The 15,633-nt window shown below is 43.5% G+C and carries 20 protein-coding genes; 4 read left to right on the top strand and 16 right to left on the bottom strand.

Features of this window, described 5'->3' with window-relative positions:
- The 7 genes from WN50_RS07700 to WN50_RS07670 all read right to left on the bottom strand — a co-directional run.
- A partial coding sequence (locus WN50_RS07700; RefSeq protein WP_049558635.1) for an RNA-guided endonuclease InsQ/TnpB family protein occupies positions 1–593 on the bottom strand: 593 nt, incomplete at its 3' end.
- A 74-nt stretch (positions 594–667) separates the two neighbouring features.
- Positions 668–1,300 (bottom strand): HEAT repeat domain-containing protein, encoded by a 633-nt coding sequence (locus tag WN50_RS07695; protein WP_046277480.1) that lies wholly within the window; start codon positions 1,298–1,300, stop codon positions 668–670.
- 9 nt (positions 1,301–1,309) lie between these two features.
- The gene (locus WN50_RS07690) at positions 1,310–2,584 is read right to left on the bottom strand and encodes a C-phycoerythrin alpha-cysteine-82 phycoerythrobilin lyase CpeY (protein WP_046277481.1); all 1,275 of its coding nucleotides are present in this window, start codon (positions 2,582–2,584) and stop codon (positions 1,310–1,312) included.
- A gap of 144 nt (positions 2,585–2,728) precedes the next feature.
- Positions 2,729–3,223, bottom strand: a complete 495-nt coding sequence (locus tag WN50_RS07685) for a C-phycoerythrin subunit alpha (RefSeq protein ID WP_046277482.1) — start codon at positions 3,221–3,223, stop codon at positions 2,729–2,731.
- A gap of 72 nt (positions 3,224–3,295) precedes the next feature.
- Positions 3,296–3,850 (bottom strand): phycoerythrin subunit beta, encoded by a 555-nt coding sequence (gene cpeB / locus WN50_RS07680; protein ID WP_046277483.1) that lies wholly within the window; start codon positions 3,848–3,850, stop codon positions 3,296–3,298.
- Between the two features lie 205 nt (positions 3,851–4,055).
- A complete protein-coding gene (locus WN50_RS07675) occupies positions 4,056–4,949 on the bottom strand; it encodes a HEAT repeat domain-containing protein (protein WP_046277484.1) in 894 nt (297 codons plus the stop codon).
- A gap of 77 nt (positions 4,950–5,026) precedes the next feature.
- Positions 5,027–5,842: a pentapeptide repeat-containing protein gene (locus WN50_RS07670; protein WP_046277485.1), complete on the bottom strand. Its 816-nt coding sequence runs from the start codon at positions 5,840–5,842 to the stop codon at positions 5,027–5,029.
- Between the two features lie 43 nt (positions 5,843–5,885).
- Here WN50_RS07670 and WN50_RS07665 point away from each other — a divergent pair, with 43 nt between their 5' ends.
- Entirely contained in the window at positions 5,886–6,476 is a 591-nt protein-coding gene (locus WN50_RS07665; RefSeq protein ID WP_046277486.1) for a phycobiliprotein lyase, read from the top strand.
- A 4-nt stretch (positions 6,477–6,480) separates the two neighbouring features.
- On the opposite strand, the gene WN50_RS07660 is transcribed toward WN50_RS07665, so the two are convergent.
- The 5 genes from WN50_RS07660 to WN50_RS07640 all read right to left on the bottom strand — a co-directional run bounded on the left by WN50_RS07660 (position 6,481) and on the right by WN50_RS07640 (position 9,895).
- Positions 6,481–6,786: a hypothetical protein gene (locus WN50_RS07660; protein ID WP_046277487.1), complete on the bottom strand. Its 306-nt coding sequence runs from the start codon at positions 6,784–6,786 to the stop codon at positions 6,481–6,483.
- Positions 6,787–6,788: 2 nt separating this feature from the next.
- Entirely contained in the window at positions 6,789–7,382 is a 594-nt protein-coding gene (locus tag WN50_RS07655; RefSeq protein WP_046277488.1) for a chromophore lyase CpcT/CpeT, read from the bottom strand.
- A gap of 19 nt (positions 7,383–7,401) precedes the next feature.
- Positions 7,402–7,941, bottom strand: a complete 540-nt coding sequence (locus WN50_RS07650) for a phycobiliprotein lyase (protein ID WP_046277489.1) — start codon at positions 7,939–7,941, stop codon at positions 7,402–7,404.
- A 145-nt stretch (positions 7,942–8,086) separates the two neighbouring features.
- Positions 8,087–8,854 (bottom strand): phycobilisome rod-core linker polypeptide, encoded by a 768-nt coding sequence (locus WN50_RS07645; RefSeq protein WP_046277490.1) that lies wholly within the window; start codon positions 8,852–8,854, stop codon positions 8,087–8,089.
- A 162-nt stretch (positions 8,855–9,016) separates the two neighbouring features.
- Positions 9,017–9,895 (bottom strand): phycobilisome linker polypeptide, encoded by an 879-nt coding sequence (locus tag WN50_RS07640; protein ID WP_046277491.1) that lies wholly within the window; start codon positions 9,893–9,895, stop codon positions 9,017–9,019.
- Between the two features lie 290 nt (positions 9,896–10,185).
- On the opposite strand from WN50_RS07640, the gene WN50_RS07635 reads away from it, so the two are divergent.
- From WN50_RS07635 to WN50_RS07625, 3 genes are all read left to right on the top strand, one after another.
- Positions 10,186–10,446 (top strand): hypothetical protein, encoded by a 261-nt coding sequence (locus WN50_RS07635; protein WP_046277492.1) that lies wholly within the window; start codon positions 10,186–10,188, stop codon positions 10,444–10,446.
- 136 nt (positions 10,447–10,582) lie between these two features.
- Positions 10,583–11,317, top strand: a complete 735-nt coding sequence (locus tag WN50_RS07630) for a 15,16-dihydrobiliverdin:ferredoxin oxidoreductase (protein WP_046277493.1) — start codon at positions 10,583–10,585, stop codon at positions 11,315–11,317.
- A gap of 32 nt (positions 11,318–11,349) precedes the next feature.
- A complete protein-coding gene (locus WN50_RS07625; protein WP_046277494.1) occupies positions 11,350–12,090 on the top strand; it encodes a phycoerythrobilin:ferredoxin oxidoreductase in 741 nt (246 codons plus the stop codon).
- A 55-nt stretch (positions 12,091–12,145) separates the two neighbouring features.
- Here the strand turns inward: WN50_RS07625 and WN50_RS07620 are convergent, their stop codons facing one another.
- The 4 genes from WN50_RS07620 to WN50_RS07605 form a co-directional block, all read right to left on the bottom strand.
- A complete protein-coding gene (locus WN50_RS07620; protein ID WP_046277495.1) occupies positions 12,146–13,171 on the bottom strand; it encodes an ABC transporter permease in 1,026 nt (341 codons plus the stop codon).
- Between the two features lie 740 nt (positions 13,172–13,911).
- Entirely contained in the window at positions 13,912–14,256 is a 345-nt protein-coding gene (locus WN50_RS07615) for a hypothetical protein (protein WP_046277496.1), read from the bottom strand.
- A 207-nt stretch (positions 14,257–14,463) separates the two neighbouring features.
- Entirely contained in the window at positions 14,464–15,066 is a 603-nt protein-coding gene (locus WN50_RS07610; protein WP_046277497.1) for a molybdenum cofactor guanylyltransferase, read from the bottom strand.
- Between the two features lie 33 nt (positions 15,067–15,099).
- Positions 15,100–15,633, bottom strand: a complete 534-nt coding sequence (locus WN50_RS07605) for a hypothetical protein (protein WP_049558626.1) — start codon at positions 15,631–15,633, stop codon at positions 15,100–15,102.

Raw genomic sequence — 15,633 nt, 5'->3', positions numbered from 1 at the left:
TTATCATATTTAGACCCCTCACTTGTAATTAAAAAGTGAGTCAGTCCCAAGTCCAACCCTATAGCTTTACCCTGAGCAGAAATCAGGGGTTCAATATCCTCATTCTCAAACACAATAGAAGCATAATACTTTTCGGTTTGAGTCTTAGTTATTGTAACTGTTTTAATGTTCCCGTCAAAGGTTCTGTGAATATTTGCTTTAATCTTGCCAATCACAGGGAAACTCAAATAGTTTTCAATAATCTTGACGTTTTGAGGATATTGAATTGACTGTTTTCCATGACGACTCTTGAACCGGGGAAATTTAGCCCGACCTTCAAAGAAGTTGACAAAAGCTCTAGAAAGATTCAAGACAGACTGCTGTAAACACTGTGAATAGGTTTCTTTCAACCAGACTGTTTCTTCTTTCTTTTTAAGAATTGGTAGTTGCTTTTTTAGCTGCATTCCTGAGATACCCTTGCCTGTTTCTTTGTAGGCTTGGTTGTTTAGCTCTAGACAGTAATTCCATACCCAACGTACAGAGCCAAACGCTTTTGCAAGGGCTTGTTTCTGGTCATCCGTTGGATATAGTCTGACTTTTGCTACGTTTCTCATTGAACAACTTAGAGCGAATGTACTTGATTATAACGAAATTGCCGAGAAATTAGAGATCTTGTCGGCGATTCATCTCACACTGACACTTCGTTTTCAGGTGTGTGGCTTCTCGCCGCAGAAGCTAAATCTAACCGTGATAAAGCACTGTTTGCCGACTCCTGCACATAGACATCCACAGATTGATCATGAGCAAAGGTTGTAAGCACTTCTTGACAGCGTGGATCACCCAGAGAAGCAAGAGCATTAACAATTGCAACTTGTACAGCAACATTATCAGTTGTTTTTAGGGAGTCTACCAAAATCTCAAAAGCATCTGGCCCAACCTCACCTAATGCCATCACAGCAGCAATATGAACAACCGGGTTAGCGTCATTAATTGCAGCTTTTAATCCCTGTAAACCCGCTTCGGGAAAAGGTAAGTCAGGATAATTCACGGCCACCTGAGCCAAAGCCTTAGCCGCACTCCCTCGCACGGTGACATTGTTACTTTGCAGTAAAGCTTCAACAAGGGCTGGTACTGCATCTGTACCAATCGCTCCTAACAACTTAACGGCCGCTCGACGATAAACGACATCTTCATCATCTAAGATGTTGATTAAACGGGGAATCGTATTTTCATCTTGAGATTCAAAAATTTCAGCCATTGCCCGTTCTCGCAGATGAGGATTGGGGTGTTTGAGTTGTTCAAATTGGGAGTCAGTAGTCATGGTTTGATTTTAGAGGTTAGAGTTGAAAACGGCTCGGGCTTGAATGAGGGGGTCTGGATCATCGGCTAAAACCGGGTGAGAACTAACGTCACCCAGTTTTTCTAAAGCCATTAAAGCCGCATACTTGAGATCCCAAATTTTCGTTTCTAAACAGGCTTTTAAGGCAGGAATTGCACGCTGATCTCCCAATTCACCCAGAGCGATCGCGGAGGCTGCTCTAGATTTTTGGAACTGAGGTTGGGGATGCTCTAAGGTTTCTATTAATAAATCATAAGCAGGAGCGTGTTTCAACCAGCCAAACAACTTCATTACATGAAAGTGAGCGCCATAGTCACTATAGGCTTCCTCAGCATAAGTTGTAAATAGGGCAGCCGGAGCCGCTTCTGAATAAGCGTCCAGAATGGTTTGAGTCGCCAGATAACATTTGCCAAAGTCCGTTTCATACAATCCCCGGATCAGAGCAGGTAAATCAGGCCGTTGATCATAACGATGAACTAAATCTAAATCCTGGGGATGATCATACAGAGTTTGATCTAAATAGGGTTGAACCGTTTCAAAAGTAATTGCCCCTGCCTCTATTCCCGCTTGTGCTAAAGTCCGAATTCCCCGCAGCCGAAACACAAGGGAAACTGGACAGCGAGCTATCTTGGGAATGGCATCATAGTAGCGAGCGTTAATTAAATCTTGGATGGATAATCGCCGTGCTAATACGTTCGGATGCTGTAACATTGCCACCACTTTCTGCATTTGGGATGTCTCCCCCGTAAAGCGGCAAATTGCAGTGATGGCAGCACTCGCTGTAGGGGGATCAGCATCTTCAACAAATTGGCGAATACGTTCTACAGCCGGCTGATAATTCAACTGCATTAATGTATGAATGATCACACGGTAAGTCTGGCCGGGCTTATCGAGGAGTTGGGCTACATCTTCTAAAATATTGGGGTCAGTTGTACCAATTTCCCCAATTGACCAAACCGCATTTTCGACGGTATAACAATCCTCATCACTTAAGCAGGTGCGAATTAGAGGCAAAGCTTGAGCGGCTTTCAACCGCCCTAAGGTTTCGATGGACTTGCGGCGGACAATTCGGTTCTCCATCCGAGGATCAGTTTGCTGAACAGCCCGCATCAGCGCATTGATAGATTGCTCTGTGGGGAAGTTCACTAAATGGGATGCCGCAGTGTAGCGAGAATTTCCCTCATCAATTTGATCGAGAGGGCTATCTAACAAGGCAATGGCTTCGTCTTCTGTGAGATTAAAAAGATTAAAAAAGCGTTGATCCATAACCAGAGCAGTCCGCAAACAGAACAGCAAGCCCAGAAATTCCTCGCCATTACCATACCGATCAACGATATGCAAGCAGCCAAGCGTTCCTAGACTTGCAGAAAGAATTCTACCTTCTTACGAGATCAGAAATTTGTCACGGGACTAGGACAAGGAGTTGATCGCGTAGTCGAGTAGTGCATTGTATTCCACCAATGCTTGAGCAGACATATCACGAGGAGCGCAACCCCGGTTACGAGCAAAGCTCAGAGCTTCAACGTAAGGAGCAGTAGGTAGGTTCAACGCACGATAAACTTCACGCTGACCTGCAATTCCCCACTCATCTAAAGGACCAGTACCACCAACGACGAGGCAGTATTGGATGAGGCGCATATAGTGCTTGATATCACGAGCGCACTTCGCTTTGAAAGTATCGGTGGAGTTGGCTTCACCTTGATTGTTGAGGTAAGGATACTTTTTGATACAAGCATTATAAGCTTCGCCTGCAACAGCATCAAGGTTAGCCCCTAACTTTTCTGCCGCTTCTAAACGAGCTGCTGCACGTTGGATAGAACCTTGTACCGATTCTAAATCAGAAGTGCTCGGAAAACGTCCGGCTGCATCAGCAGAAGCAATTACAGTCGTAACAACAGATTTCATTGTTTGTTATCTCCCAAATTATAGATTGTCAATTGAATTCAGTTCAGCGACGCTATAGTAAACAGATATAGACTAGCTGAGTGCGCCGATAATCCGATCAAAGTAGCTAGAAGCTTCAGCAACCAAGTTAGCGCAACGATCATCAACCAAGGGGGGGTTCATCTTACGCAGTCTTGCACCTGCAAATGCTTCGCTAGGCTCATCTTTGATGTGAGCAGCAGCTTGAGCTTTCATGATCTGAACAGCACGAACGGTGGAAGTGGTGGGTACACCCAGTGCAGCGTAGGTTTCTTTCAAACCGTTTAAGCAACGATCATCAAGAACGGAAGCATCACCTGCTAACAGTGCGTAGGTTACATAACGCAAGATGATTTCAGCGTCACGCAGGCAAGCAGCCATCCGACGGTTGGGGTAGCAGTTACCACCCGCTTGGATTAAACCTTGGTTTTCGCAGATCATGCCAGCTACTGCATCAGATACCATGCAGCTTGCGTTACTTGCAATGGCATTAACAGCATCCAGACGACGGTTACCACTAGCAACAAACCCTTTGAGTGCGTTGATATCGCCTACCGCAGAGGTGCTGGCGTCAGCCGAAACTACTGCTCTTGAAAAAGCATCAAGCATTGAGATCTCCTCCTAGATTTAAACAAAAGTGATTTTATTGGAGTCGTTAGTTTACTACCAAGGTAATTTGACTAACTTGGTTTTTCACGATACAGGTCTTGGGTTTCTTCCGTCTCATTTCTGAAAAAGAAAGTTACATTTTGTAATACTTGCCGGGTTGATTCTGAGAGAAACCCTGATCTGAAGCGGATTTTTGCCTCCTGACTCAGTGGGAGGATTTTTGCAGTTGAGAAATGGCCAATTGAAGAATTGATGTCACTTGAGTTTCTGATTCTTGGCTCAACGCGGTTTCTAACGGTTCAAGGCTACTGCGATCGCCAATCTTCATCAACGCTAGAGCCGCAGATTTGCGGGTTTCTGGACTAGAATGATCGAGTAACTCAACCAACTTCCCAATGGCAGGTTGATAGCTGAGATTCCCCAAAGCTGCTGCTGCTTCACAACGAACATCTTCATCGGAGTCAGCCAGGGACTGAACCAAAAGATCAAACAACTCAGGCTGGGGTTCATCCTGGGCGATTTTGGTAATCACCCCCACCACAGCCCCCCGAACCGCCGGAGAGTTCGAGGCGATCGCCCGAGAGAGATAATTTTTGGCTTTTACCCCAATAAACGATAAGGCCCAAGCCCCATGACCTTTTGTACTTTCTGGGATGTCAGGGGATTCGAGAATTTCCAGTAAAGGCGGGACGGCTGCTTCTCCAATTTGAGCTAATGCCCCAACAGACGATCCTTTAACGACGGTATCTTCATCATTGAGCAAAGCATGAATTAACTGGGGAACGGCACTCGGATCAGCAATTAGGGTCAAGGTTTTGGCTGCCGCTCGCCGCACAACCACGTTAGAATGAGCAGCCAGAGCCTCTAATAACACTGGAGTTGCGGGTTTACCAATCTCCCCTAATGTTTCTGCACAACGCAGTCGAGTCATACCGCGTGTATCTCCCAAACATTCAACCAAACGTTTCAACAAATCTTCATCAGTTGCATCAAATGTATCTGTTGCCAGTTGTTCAGCTACGGACTGTAGGAGCGCGTCTGTTTCGTTTTGAGCCAGTAGGATAGCATCATCCTCAGATTGAGTGTTGGAGTTGCTCATAGAATGGATTAATAGTTTTGACCACTTTACAGGGTACTACTGCTGATCCACCGATCAAAACCCCCCATTTCAGGTGATCAGCACCTCAGACTCATAGCCGTATTTGAACGAGTGAAGGAATTCCAAGTTCCTAATTCTTGAGAAGAACGACTACACAAATAACCCCGATCTGATTCACTTAGCCCTTGAACTCCCGTAAAATCTGCCCCAGCAATACTCTTGAGTTGTTCCCAACTGACTCCAGTCACATCAGCCCCCCGCAAATCGGCGTTTTGTAACTCCACCCCAATCATTCGAGCATTACGCAGATAAGCCCCCGTCAGAAACGCGCCTTGAAGGTTTGCCCCACTCAATGCTGCATCTTCTAAATTTGCTCCCGTTAAGTCTGCACCGCTTAAATAAGCCCCTCGTAGGTTCGCGCTTCGCAGGTCTGCACCTCTAAGATTAGCGGTATTCAGGAAGACTCCTGCTAAGTTGGCTTTTGGCCCGACTGCCCCGCAATTTCGGTAATCATATCCCTCTGTCCAAACCGTTTGACTGTCGTAGACTGCCAATTGTAGCTTGGCGTTCTCTAGATTCGCCCCGTTGAGATTACACCCTTGCAACTGAGTCCGATTTAAACAACTTCCTTGCAAGTTGGCATTTTGCAGGTTAGCAGAACGCAAGTCAGCCCCTCGTAAGTCTGCATCTGTGAGATTAGCCCCCTCAAAGTTGGTTTGAGTTAAGTTTGCGGCGATTAAAACTGCCTCTGTTAAATCAACGCCTGATAAATTCATCTGGCTTAAATTCAACCCTTGTAAGTTGAGGCTAGCCAAACTTTTTCCCTGATTGAGAGCGGCTTTAAGATCATCAGCCGAGTAGGATGTAAAGGAAAGACGAGCGGTAAAATTCATGATAAAATCAGCTAAATTTCGTATCTACAAGAATTAATCGGAAATGGTACTCACACCGCCAATGACAATGATGGACTTCTTTCGTTACAGTCAGGGAGTCTGGTTTTCTCAGCGCACGGTTCATCGGTTTGACTCGTTAGAAAATGAGTCGGGAGAGTCTAATTTAATTATCAAAGTTTTAGAGCCTGATGATCCGCGTGTGATCGAAGTTTGTCAAGCACAAGGTGTTGATGTTGGTTTAGCCAAGGGGGGTGCTAGTTTTGGTTGGCAAGATAACCTCGAGGAAAAAGAACCCAACCCGAATTATGCCGCCATTTTAGTTGACATTCCCAATGATCAAAACCCACGTCTTGGCAATTTTCTCCGAAATCGGGGTTATGTTGAAGGGATTCCGGTGGTCAGTGCTTATCAGTTTGCCGATGATGGAGTTTTAACCATCAAGACTGAATATGATCGCAATCAAGGCCAGGAACGCTGTTGGTTTGTGACTGATAATTTTCGGGTTCGAGTCAGTACCGTGAAGATGATGAACGGAGTCAATTTAATGACTTATTCTTCTGAACGTCGTTGTGTTTCTTCGGATTTCATCAACGAGTTAATCGAACAGAATCGGTTGCGCTCATCAACTTCATAAGCAGCTAAAGTGTTTCATCAAACTTTGTTTGAAAACAGCCATATTTAAACCAATATTGTTTTAACTCATGGTTGGGGGTATGGAGGCTAGCTTTAGCTTGATGGAGAACAACTTGTCTGTGATTTCCCATCCAAACTCGTTTAATGGGTTGAACGGAAATCAAAGTTCCACCTAAACTTTTAACACAGTCTTCAAACCGTTCAATTGCCGTGTAATCTAACGTTTCAAAGATGAAAAAGTTTCCGGAACAGATCAGTTGTCGTCTACGAATCCAAGCCTGCATTTTTTTACGGGCAACTGGAGGCAGCATTGCTAATTTTGAGGGAGTTCATGGGCATAACTTTGACATTTTTCAAATTTTAGGGGGCCTGTTCGAGTTCCCCAAATCTGTTCATCGGTATTAATATCCAGTCCTCGATCCATACTTGCAAAGGTTGTCTCAGTAAGTTCAACTTGACTGACTAAATAGGTTTGACACCCCAGTTTTTCAATCAAACAATTGTTTCCTTCAACGCTCCCTCGAAATAAATTTCCTTCCCGTTGAAAAACCATTGAACAGTTATAACGTCGTTCAATACAATCGGGAGTAATCGTCTTTAAAATTGATTGTTCTCGCCCGGCTCCAGCATAACGAATACTATCTTTGAGACTATAGTTTTCAACATAAACTTGTTCCTTTTGTTGTTCAATGACTCGATGAACCCCTTGGCGGTAAGGAGTCCAGAGATCGTAGTCGTAGACTTGTTCTGAATAAAAACCAATACCTGAAAAAAAATCAAAGGGCAATGGACGAAAAAAAACTCTAATGTGCGGATAATCTTTTGAGTTTTCAATTGCTTGTTTCTGATTACTAAATTCCCCGGCTAGCCAATGGGAGAAGGTTAGCATTAATTGAGTTTCAAGCATTAGCATAATTTCAAATCAATTATGATTTTGATTCTGATAAAGAACGAATTTCAGAAGAAAAAGAAGCCGTTACAACTCCACTCCCCGCACTGGTTTTTATCAACGAAACTCGCAGACGAAAATTCGGATTCAAAAACCAAATTTTTTCCTCAGCCATCGCCCGTTCATATTCCGTTAATAGGATAAATGTACCGTCTTCAGTGAGGTGATATTTGCCAATTGCCGGAATCGTTTCAGCATAACCTTGATCTCGCAACAATTGCCCAGCTTTGGGGTCATCTGGATCGGGAATTGGCACTAAAATAGTTGTTCCTTGAACAGATTCAGATTCATCCCAATCGGATTCTCCTTCCCAACTCATGCGAAAGGGATGACTCGCTCGTTGAGGATCAATATTATTGGATTTACAGAGGCTAATCACTGCTTCATCCGAGTCCCCTAACGGAGCAATCTCAATGGTAGAAATCACTTGTTCAAAGTGACCAAACGCCAGATGATGAACGCTGCGTTGCGATCGCCAGCAACCGAAAGAAGATTCAACAAATTGAGCAATATCCATAACAAATTTATAGGTCGGTAACACCGGATTAGGGAGCGGCTGGGAGATAGAAAGATAGGAAGAAACAGGGGATTAATCACTCTCCCTCTGCCATCTTTTATCCCCTGCAACCGTTCCCCTATCGAGACCTCAACGCTTCAGGTGGTTAAGCAATTTCAGTAATGCTAACAATTTTCCCACCCGCTTGATGAATGCGCTGAATTTGGGGACTCATCCGATCGCCAGGAACAATATATTCGCTTGTACTAATCCGACGACGGGTGTCAAATTTCATCCCTTTCACCACAATTTTAAAAGTCTTTTCTGTGGCATCTTTATAAGCACCTAAACGACCTGCCTTGCGAGGGGTAATAATCTTTCCACCACTATTAGTTGCTACCTGTTCAACCAAGCGAGATGCTTTAAAAGCACTGTCTACACCAGCATACCCTTGATAGAGAGACAGGGTGCGGTTGTAACCCACTTGTTTATTTCCGACTTGGCTTTGAGCGCCTTGATAGTAAGGAACGATATTGTCGCCGAATTTTTGTTGATATTCGTCACTATCGATATAGGAGTCGATTTCGGCATCATAACCCTGTTCAACACAGCGACAGATATGTTCAGACAGTTCTGCTTGCTCTTGGGGCGCACGTCCTAACAAGTGTTTGAAGTTGAGTTCGACAAAACGATAGGGAGCGCAGGATTCAAAATAGCGACGGCGATAAAACTCAGATTTGGCAACAGCCCGGACAAATTCTCGCACGGTTAAATTCCCGTTGCAAAGCTGAGATTCGGCTGTCACTAACCGTTCGCTTTCCATAATATGAGGATTGCCTAAGACTTGTTTATAAACCGCCCGAATCACGTTATTGATTTCATCGGGACTCGAAAACAAAGCAAGTTCTACAGGTGCATCTAAAACGAGGCTCATTGAAGTTCTCCTGATAATTGGGGTTTGAAAGTGATGAATTGCTAACTATTTTTTTTTAATTATGGAAAAGGGGAAAGTCAATTCCCCAGTTAACTCTGAGTTTAGAGTTTCATGCTCACGCTCTCCTTAAGATTAAAGAGCGAGACTTTCTGAAAAAAACAATTAAACCGGAGTAATACTGGCAATCACGCCACCTTGTCTGTGAATGCGTTGGTATTCTTGGGACAGCTTATTAAACGGCACCAAATAAACCTTATTACTACGAGGGAATTTAGACACGCGACTGACTTTACCCAAAGAGCGATAAGCGGTAACTTCGATGCGGAAAACTTTTCCTTCATCATTGGGTCCTACCACTCCATTACGAGTACGCGCACCCACAGCCGGCTCTTGGAATGACCAACCATCTCCAACCGTACCACCAGAAGGGGGAATTACGGGCAGTGGAATATTCTGAATGACATACTTATTGAGTACAGGTTCTTTGCCAGAGAGACTGCCTTTGAAGTCACTGCTGGATGCGCCCCGCAACATGGCAAACATATGGGTAAAGCCGACCATCGTCTGTCCAGGTTGGCTCTTGTAACCCCGATAATAGGGAACAAAAGATTCTCCGTAGGCATTCTGATATTCGTTGCTATCGAGATAAGAATCAATTTCAGCCTCAAATCCTTGAGTATCTAGGATGGTGCTGTGGATTCTCATTTCTTCTAACCCGTTGGGAGTCCGACCCAAGAAGTGTTTAAAGTTAAGTTCAATGAAACGATAACGGGGGCTCGTTTCAAAGAAACGAGAGCGGTAGAGATCAGATTTGCCGATCGCCCGCACAAATTCCCGAACACTCAGTTGTCCGCGTTTGAACTGGGATTCAGGAACAATCGCTCGTTCGCTCTCCATGACGTAGGCATTACCTAAAACTTGACGGTATACTGCTCGGATAATGCTTTCTACCTCTTCTTCTGAGCGCCCTGGAATGAGTTCCAGAGGAGGTGTTTCTTCAAACAAACTGACTCCTAATCGGGAGGCTGGCCCAAAAACCATAGCTTTAACTCTCCTCTTGATTTGATTTCTCAAAACTGTTTATAGCTTAAATTTGTCATCTACTTTGTAAATTAATGTGAACAATTTTAAGTTGTGCAGAGAAGATTGGAGCAAACTGATTCCATCGTCTCTGTGTCAAACATTCTCGAATCGTGGTACCCTGAAACAAGTGAGACAAAATTGGAATAAACTTGCAGTAAAAATGGGTTTGTGAGTTCGGGGTTGGGATTTTTATCTCAACAAAGCGGGTCACAGCCTCTCAATCATCGGTATTGTAGGAAACAATAGACATGGCTGAAACGACAGAACCCCAAGCATTCAATGTCGAGGGAACCCCTGAAAGCGAAACCAGCGTAACGACTCAAGAGTTGGAAGAAGTGATTGCAGAATTTGAAAAGTATCGGGAGCGGTTGGTTAACGAAATGACCATCACAGCCCAGAAAGCTAAACTCCCCAAGAAAAAGGCAATGGCTCAAATAGAGCCGGAACTCGCCAAAATTGATGCGGCACTCCAGCATCTCCGCACTCAACAGGCAGCCCTCGACTCCTAATTCACATTCCTCGTTGGCAGTCTGAATTCAAATGAGCGATAATATTAAGATTTGTAACTTTCTGAGAGATAAATGAGACAGACATCAGGATTTTTCTTTATCTTCAGAGAAAGTTTTAGTCTCTACTTATAGCTTTATGTTTCAGCCTTTTCTGCACTATCTAGAAAAAGAACTATTCAGTCGCTTCGTTCTCAGCAGCCGACCCATTGCTCCTGATTTGGAATTCCAAATAAGCCAGCGAGGTAAAAATCCAGCCATGATCGAAAGCTGGTGTTATCAATGTCCCCAATTGCGAAAAATTCGCTACACTTATATTAATGCTGGAGAAACCGCCCAAATTTTCAATAGCGTTATTTATCCCAGTTATCAATACGATTTACCCTTACTCGGAATAGACTTTTTAGCATTTGGCAAGAAGAAAATTCTTGTAGTTCTAGATTTTCAACCCCTATTTCGGGATTCAGAATATTTAGAGAAATACATTGAACCGATGGCACCCATTCGGGAAAAATATAATGAATTAGCCCAAGGGTTGGAAATGAAGTTTTATGATGCGAACCAGTATTTTTCTCCCTATCTTTTGTTTGCCAAAACAGATGGAGAAACCGTCATTAATCGCCTATTTCCAGCTTATCAAGAATACATCCAGTTATATTGGAAACTCTTAGAACAAGCTGAAGCAAAGACAGATCCGGCTGAGATTGAAAGCATCGTCAGAGCGCAGAAAGATTATGATCAGTATAGTGCCGAACGAGATCCAGCATCTGGGCTATTTAGTAGCTATTTTGGTCACGAATGGTCAGAGAAATTTCTTTATGAATTTTTGTTTGAAGATGCCGTTCCTGTTGCAGCAGCGACAGAAAAAAGATAATCTACAATTTTTGGATTTCTAAATTCTATTCTATGACTCTCTATCAACCCTTCCTCGATTATGCTTTGGCTGTCATGCAAGAGCGACTTTCCTTGCAACCCTATACAATTCCTGAAGGGTTTGAGTGCAAACAGGAAACGACAGGTAAAGGCAAAAAGCAAGAAACTATTATCACAACCAGCTATGCTTTTAAATCTGCAAAACTGAGACAAATTCGAGCGGCTCATGTTCAGGGAGGCAATTCCCTACAAGTTCTCAACTTCGTGATTTTCCCGCAGCTCACTTATGATTTGCCCTTTTTTGGCGCGGATTTAGTCACTTTACCAGGGGGACATTTGATTGCTTTGGATATGCAACCCCTTTTCCATGATACCGCTTACCAACAGCAATATACTGAGCCAATTTTACCGATTTTTCAGACTCACCAACAACATCTCAGTTGGGGAGGAGACTTCCCAGAAGAGGCAAAATCTTTCTTTTCTCCCGCTTTCTTATGGACTCGCCCCAAAGAAACAGAAGTTGTTCAGACGCGAGTTTTTGAAGCGTTTAAGGATTATCTAGAAGCTTATTTGAATTTTGTCGAACAAGCTCAACCGATTACGGATAGTCAAAGGCTTTCTGATATTCTGCAAGCCCAACGCAGTTATGTTCGTTATCGAGCTGCTAAAGATCCAGCCAGGGGAATGTTTACTCGTTTCTATGGAGAAGCTTGGACAGAGGAGTATATTCACGGATTTCTCTTTGATTTAGAACGCCAACTCGTTGGAGTTTAAACTAATACCATTCTTGAGTCTAAACTCCAGTTAGAAGGCTTCTGTACTTGAGCGATCAGTAGCGAATTCGCGGATCAATGTAAGCATTCAAAATATCAATCACAATACTTGCGATCGCCACCATTGCCGCAAAAAACACCACAATCCCCTGCACCGTTGGATAATCCCGCACCGTAATCGCTTCGTAGAGTCGATTGGCTAACCCCGGCCAGGAAAACGTCACCTCTGTTAAAATTGCCCCGCCCAACAGTGCTGCTAAGGTTAGCCCCAACACTGTAATCACCGGAATCATGGCATTTTTCAACGCATGAGCGATTAAAATTCGCCCCTCGGGAATTCCTCTCGCCCTCGCCGCTTCCACATAGTCTGCTTGCAACGTTTGGCGCAAATTGACCCGCACGATGCGCTCAAAAATGCCACTCAGTAGCAGCCCTAACGTCAAACAAGGCAGACAGAGATAGTAGAGCGTCGTCAAAAACAGATCGAGATTTCCGCTTAACAGACTATCTACCGTGTACAGTCCAGTCCAAGAAGCAGGCGGAGTCGCACTCACCGGAAAACGAGTTCCCAGGGGAAACCAGCCTAACTGCACTGCAAAAATAAGCTGAAATACCATCGCCGCCCAAAATGCGGGTACTGAATATGTAATTATACCAAACAACCGTCCGATTGTATCCCAAATGGTATTGGGTCGAGAAGCCGATAGCGCTCCGATACTTATGCCGATGATTAAAGCCACCAGTAGGCTAAACACCCCCAGTTCCACCGTCGCCGGGAAATAGTCAAAAATAATCTCCCAAACCGACTGTCCGCGACTGGTGAGGGAAGTCCCCAAGTCAAATCGCAGCAAATCTCCCATATAGTCGAGATATTGTTGAATCAAAGAGCCATCCAAACCCAACTGCGATCGCATTGCCTCTTTCGCACTCGCCGGAGCGCGGGAGCCAAGAATCGCATCAACTGGATCGCCCGGTGTGGCTCTCAGGAGTAAAAATACAATGCTGGTAATCGTCCACAACATTAAAGGGGCTAACAGCAGGCGGATCAGAATATAAGATTGCAGCGCTTTAGAACGAGACATGACACCTCATAATAGTTATGAATTATGAATTATGAATTATGAATATTATCTCTTGCCTCTTGCCTTCTTACTGCATAAATTGGCGATTTTGTCAAGATGTGGATTTTGGGGTTTGGCTTGGGCTTTGAAAATTTGTGCGTTATGGTTGAAAAAATTGGTCAGAAAATCTTGATATTTTACGAAGGGATAAGGGTTTTAGCCTCTATTTTGACGGGTAGACACTAGACCCCCTTGGGAGTGGTTTCTATCACTATACCAGAACCCCTAAATTTTCGTCAACTATTTAAGAAAGTTTCTCAATAAAAAATTCGATTTTTAGCCTAATCTTTTAATTTTCAAAAGTATTTACAGTTATTGATTAGAAAAACTTAACTAATAAACGCTAAGACTCTTGCCTCGGGTTGATGCTTGCGTCAAGTCAACTTGGATAACTTGGTTTAGTATTAGACGAAAATCAGCTTGATACAGGTTATTTGTACTAGGTCAAAAATGGCTAACTTACCTGATGATTACTGATTCAAGGATGAAAACGGGATATTATATGTCGGCACAGATTCCCATTCTTTAATAATAAGTCAAGTTCCCTCAGTTGTCAATCGAAAATCGGGGAAATTGTGCCGGAATTTGGTCACGAATATCAAAAATTGAAGCAATAGGAAACGCGATCGCTGTATGGGGGGAGAAAAGTTCTAGGTGAGGGCGGGTTTACAAAGGTTATTACCCGCCCCCTTTTTCCAGGGTTAAGATTCATGCAGCAGCGATTCAAATGTGGTTCGTAGGGATTTAATATCCGCCACTCGAGCCACTAACAGATTATCCCGTCCGGCATCTTCTAAACGAGATTTCCAATAGTTAATGCTATCTGAATGATTCACCCAAAATCCGATGACACTATCGACGACTTCATCAATCTTCCAGTTTTTTTGTTTAGAAATGGTTTCAACTGAGGAAATAAAAATATCTAAGGTACATTGATGCTGTCCTAAGTATTCAATGCCACTTGATGCTTTTTCCTGGAGTTCTTGTTGTTGGTAAAAAAAGGATAACACTGGAGAAATGCCAATTAAATCAAATGCGTATTTCATCCGGGTACTCCTAACTTATTTTTTTGATTAAATCAATAATACTCAGTTTAGCTAATTTGAATCGGTAAAATCACTGACAATCTGGACTCCATTTGAGAATCGGTAAGGGAAAAGTCCGATCAATTCGTCGCTTGAGATTTTTGCTTGAGAAACATAAAGAAAAAATAAAAAATTTCAACAAGATTAGTTCTTTTTTTTAGATTGAGTTTATTTTTCGGATTCACCTTTTAACGCTTGTAAATCTTCAGGAGTATTACAGTTAAACAGCATTTTCATCGTTGTTCCTTCTAGACTTAAAGCCTGAACCGGAACCTGAGTTAACCAAGTTTGAAACGAACGTCCGCCTTGTTGAATAAAACGTTTTAACTCCGTCAAAGCCGCTTGGCGATAAAACCCACACAACGGTTCCCAACCAGACTCCTGAGAGGGAACAACAGCCAAGATTGACTGAGAAACTTCAGTCAGTTGAGTCAGCCAGTTTTGCAAAATTTCCGGTTGAAGCTGAGGTAAGTCGCAAGCCAAAAGCAACACCCACTCTGCATCAATTTGAGTAAGTCCATCGGCTAAAGCCACCAAGGGACCTTGACCGGGTTCGGACTCCGGTAAAAAATGCACCTGTTCTGAGACAATGTTCTGATATCTTGCAGGCCAAGATGTCAACACATAAACCGATGAACAGCAGCCAGCCGCCACCTGACAAACTCGGGTTAATAAAGGTTTCCCTTGGTAGTCAATCAGGGCTTTATCTCGACCCATACGAGAACTTTTTCCACCGGCTAAAATCAAAGCTGCGATCTCGGGATTTGACATCATTAAACATTCAAGAATCAGATTCGATCACCCTTAAAAACAATTAAATCGCTTGGCGCGAGAAACCCAAGTGCTAAACAGTCCGCCGCCCACTCCCAATAACATTGCACCCCAGAGATAAGCAGATGAACGAGAATCTTCATCAATTTCGAGAATCAGAGTTTCAGGATTATCAATGAAGTCGTTAATTTGAGCAACGACATCTTGAGCGTAGTGGTGATCAAGGCGATAAAACGGTAAGAAAACCCGACCATTTTCGGTTAAGAGTGCCACATAAAAAGCACTATAGTCAGAGTCCGCTAAATCCTCAATATTCTTCTTGATGATTTGGGCGCCCTGCAAACTCTCAATCGGAATTTCCGTAAAACTTGATCCGAGTAAACCGGATTCTTCAAGATCACAATTTCCTTGAGTTTGTTCGGTGCGTTCACAAGTTAGAGTGACGGTGCTGACAAAGCCAATCATCATCAATCCCGGCACGATCGCTAGACTTAATAATCCCAAAGAAAGAATCGGGATCTTTTTCAGTTTTTGCTTGACCTTTCTGACGAACTTTTGAGCAATCAT

This window comes from Limnoraphis robusta CS-951, assembly GCF_000972705.2.
Note: the sequence above shows the minus strand (reverse complement) of the source record. Positions and strands in the feature narration are given on the sequence as shown.

What these genes read in the sequence shown, in the direction of transcription:
- WN50_RS07695 (WP_046277480.1), bottom strand. Translation starts at nt 1,300, where the DNA reads ATGACTACTGACTCCCAATTTGAACAACTCAAACACCCCAATCCTCAT.
- WN50_RS07690 (WP_046277481.1), bottom strand. Translation starts at nt 2,584, where the DNA reads ATGGATCAACGCTTTTTTAATCTTTTTAATCTCACAGAAGACGAAGCC.
- WN50_RS07685 (WP_046277482.1), bottom strand. Translation starts at nt 3,223, where the DNA reads ATGAAATCTGTTGTTACGACTGTAATTGCTTCTGCTGATGCAGCCGGA.
- cpeB (WP_046277483.1), bottom strand. Translation starts at nt 3,850, where the DNA reads ATGCTTGATGCTTTTTCAAGAGCAGTAGTTTCGGCTGACGCCAGCACC.
- WN50_RS07675 (WP_046277484.1), bottom strand. Translation starts at nt 4,949, where the DNA reads ATGAGCAACTCCAACACTCAATCTGAGGATGATGCTATCCTACTGGCT.
- WN50_RS07670 (WP_046277485.1), bottom strand. Translation starts at nt 5,842, where the DNA reads ATGAATTTTACCGCTCGTCTTTCCTTTACATCCTACTCGGCTGATGAT.
- WN50_RS07665 (WP_046277486.1), top strand. Translation starts at nt 5,886, where the DNA reads ATGGTACTCACACCGCCAATGACAATGATGGACTTCTTTCGTTACAGT.
- WN50_RS07660 (WP_046277487.1), bottom strand. Translation starts at nt 6,786, where the DNA reads ATGCTGCCTCCAGTTGCCCGTAAAAAAATGCAGGCTTGGATTCGTAGA.
- WN50_RS07655 (WP_046277488.1), bottom strand. Translation starts at nt 7,382, where the DNA reads ATGCTTGAAACTCAATTAATGCTAACCTTCTCCCATTGGCTAGCCGGG.
- WN50_RS07650 (WP_046277489.1), bottom strand. Translation starts at nt 7,941, where the DNA reads ATGGATATTGCTCAATTTGTTGAATCTTCTTTCGGTTGCTGGCGATCG.
- WN50_RS07645 (WP_046277490.1), bottom strand. Translation starts at nt 8,854, where the DNA reads ATGAGCCTCGTTTTAGATGCACCTGTAGAACTTGCTTTGTTTTCGAGT.
- WN50_RS07640 (WP_046277491.1), bottom strand. Translation starts at nt 9,895, where the DNA reads ATGGTTTTTGGGCCAGCCTCCCGATTAGGAGTCAGTTTGTTTGAAGAA.
- WN50_RS07635 (WP_046277492.1), top strand. Translation starts at nt 10,186, where the DNA reads ATGGCTGAAACGACAGAACCCCAAGCATTCAATGTCGAGGGAACCCCT.
- WN50_RS07630 (WP_046277493.1), top strand. Translation starts at nt 10,583, where the DNA reads ATGTTTCAGCCTTTTCTGCACTATCTAGAAAAAGAACTATTCAGTCGC.
- WN50_RS07625 (WP_046277494.1), top strand. Translation starts at nt 11,350, where the DNA reads ATGACTCTCTATCAACCCTTCCTCGATTATGCTTTGGCTGTCATGCAA.
- WN50_RS07620 (WP_046277495.1), bottom strand. Translation starts at nt 13,171, where the DNA reads ATGTCTCGTTCTAAAGCGCTGCAATCTTATATTCTGATCCGCCTGCTG.
- WN50_RS07615 (WP_046277496.1), bottom strand. Translation starts at nt 14,256, where the DNA reads ATGAAATACGCATTTGATTTAATTGGCATTTCTCCAGTGTTATCCTTT.
- WN50_RS07610 (WP_046277497.1), bottom strand. Translation starts at nt 15,066, where the DNA reads ATGTCAAATCCCGAGATCGCAGCTTTGATTTTAGCCGGTGGAAAAAGT.
- WN50_RS07605 (WP_049558626.1), bottom strand. Translation starts at nt 15,633, where the DNA reads ATGATTGCTCAAAAGTTCGTCAGAAAGGTCAAGCAAAAACTGAAAAAG.